The 1,017-nt window shown below is 74.6% G+C and carries 1 protein-coding gene; it reads right to left on the reverse strand.

Annotated features, from left to right (window positions below; all coding sequences use genetic code 11):
• Positions 1-36: 36 nt before the first annotated feature.
• Complete coding sequence (locus FNQ90_RS24600) at positions 37-726, reverse strand: HAD family hydrolase (RefSeq protein ID WP_323380165.1); 690 nt, start codon at positions 724-726, stop codon at positions 37-39.
• Positions 727-1,017 lie beyond the last annotated feature (291 nt).

The following is a 1,017-nucleotide window of genomic DNA, read 5'->3' on the forward strand; positions in this document are numbered from 1 at the left end:
CAGGGGGAGCGGGGCCCGGGGCGGACCGGCCCCGGCTCAGGGGTCGATCAGGATCCGCAGGCCCCCGGCGCCGTCCGGCTCCACCCGGATTCCGGTCAGGTCCGGGACCTCCGGGTCGGCCCCGAGTGCGGCGGTCCCGGCACCGACGCCGATCACCCGCATCCCGGCGGCCAGGCCGGCCCGGACACCGGCGGGGGAGTCCTCGAGGACCACGCAATCCGTCGGCTCGACACCCAGCGTCGCGGCGGCCTTCAGGAAGCCCTCCGGGTCCGGCTTGCTCGCCCCCACCGACTCGGCCGTGATCCGCAGGTCCGGCATGCGCAGCCCGGCGGCCCCCATGCGGGCGGTCGCCAGCGGTACGTCGGCGGAGGTGACCAGGGCGTGCGGCAGGGTCTCCAGCGAGGCCAGCAGCGCCGCGGCCCCGGGGATGGCGACCACTCCATCGAGGTCGGCGGTCTCCAACTCCAGCAGGCGGCGGTTCTCGGCGTGGTTGATCCCCATGGGCCGGTCCGGGAGGAGTTCGGCCATGGTCGAGTAGCCCTGGCGGCCGTGCGCGACGGCGATCACCCGCTCCGGGTCCAGACCGTGTTCCCGGGCCCATTCCCGCCACACGCGTTCCACCGCGGCCCCGGAGTCGACGAGGGTGCCGTCCATGTCGAGCAGGACGGCGCGGGCGTTCAGCGCCGTGGGCGCGGGTGTCCCGGAAGCGGCGGGGGACGGGCTCACGGAAGATCCTCCGGGTGGTGCGGGTCCGTCGGGAGCGACGGGGTGGCGGCCGGTGTGTCCACCGGGTCGATCCACGATGACAGAGCGGCCCCGCCCGCTCGTGGTCGGGGCGCGGGCGGAACCACTTTGTTTCACAACCATACAAAAAGTGGACCCCGTCGCACCACCCCTGCGGAGAACTTCCGGGAGACATTCCGGGGAACAGGCCGTGGTCCCCCGGTGGAGGACCGGGGGAGAACCGAAAGGGAGCCACGGACGGGCCCCGTCCCCGCTCGCCCCGTCGGCCGACGC

It is taken from the genome of Streptomyces alkaliphilus (assembly GCF_014141535.1).
Taxonomy (GTDB): domain Bacteria; phylum Actinomycetota; class Actinomycetes; order Streptomycetales; family Streptomycetaceae; genus Streptomyces; species Streptomyces alkaliphilus.